The 1,121-nt window shown below is 40.9% G+C and carries 2 protein-coding genes; both read right to left on the bottom strand.

Features of this window, described 5'->3' with window-relative positions:
- A partial coding sequence (locus REG_RS08935) for a DUF29 domain-containing protein (RefSeq protein ID WP_039908452.1) occupies positions 1–231 on the bottom strand: 231 nt, incomplete at its 3' end.
- Between the two features lie 22 nt (positions 232–253).
- Positions 254–1,121: class II aldolase/adducin family protein (locus tag REG_RS08940; RefSeq protein WP_141553673.1), on the bottom strand; the 868-nt coding region annotated here is incomplete at its 5' end.

The following is a 1,121-nucleotide window of genomic DNA, read 5'->3' on the forward strand; positions in this document are numbered from 1 at the left end:
AATCGTCAGTCTCCAACGCCTACCACGATGTGAGGGTTGAAATAGCCATTTTAATAAGTGAATAAACAACACTTCGAGTCGTGATTCCAATTCATTTCTCTGGCTATTTCCCACACCCTCTATCTCCTCCAAGAGGTTTTGCGTATCTAGTTGACTCAGGTTACTGGAACGGAGCAAATCAGCCTGTTCTTGTGTCCAACCGTAGAAGTCATTGTGGTAATGGGCAGCCATATTTTTTTCCATTATTTTAAGACTACTGAATACACTGTCGGTACTGTTCAGCGTCCCAATTTAGCAGTTCAGCAATTTGTAAACTTGATAAAATATAAAGGTATGAGTCAGTCTCTTGCCTTTTTATCACATCATAGTAGCACCGTAGCTGTGCTTGTTTGGCGCGATTGAACGTGGGTTTGACATAAACCCCCCTGTTTTGAATAAAAACAAGCTCAGGGGAATGTTGCTCTTGCCGATTTTTAAACAGAAAATCGTCCAAGATTTTATAAGCATAAGCCTGAGATCCTAAAAAAACAACATGGTCTGGATATAAAGCCCAATACTTATCAAGACGGTTAAATAGTTCGGGATCACGTACCAGCTCATGGATCTCAATGTCTTGAATAGGAATATAGTGATCTAATGCTTCGGGGGCTTCATTCTGTACGTTACTGAAAATATTCCTCGGTATTGTGGTTAACTTTTGGATGATTATCGTCAGCATATCGTTTACTTCATCTATGTGCTCTCCACCTACGACTACACCATGATTGCGTAAGAATATGAGCTTTAGCTGTGGATCCGCTGAGATAGTCTGAAAAACCGCCTGAGCGAGTTCTTTTCCTGGCTTATAGTAGTCAATCAACACCCACGGAGGACAATTAGTGAGTAATCGGCGCAATTTAGTCTCACAGTCATGGCGAATCAAATAAGCTAATATTTCAATAGCGTGTAAATGCACAACAATTTTTTGCGGCATTAGGGCATGCAGCAAGGTTTCGATAGAGGGTTTAAGAGGCGAATTATTTTGTAATGTTGGCGTCACATCAAAGTCGCCATTTTTTATGGCTTCACGAAGGTGGGGTAAATCCACCGGTATAAAAAATCTCTTTTTCAGATGCATCGGC

Source organism: Candidatus Regiella insecticola LSR1, assembly GCF_000143625.1.
In the GTDB taxonomy this organism is placed as follows: domain Bacteria; phylum Pseudomonadota; class Gammaproteobacteria; order Enterobacterales; family Enterobacteriaceae; genus Regiella; species Regiella insecticola.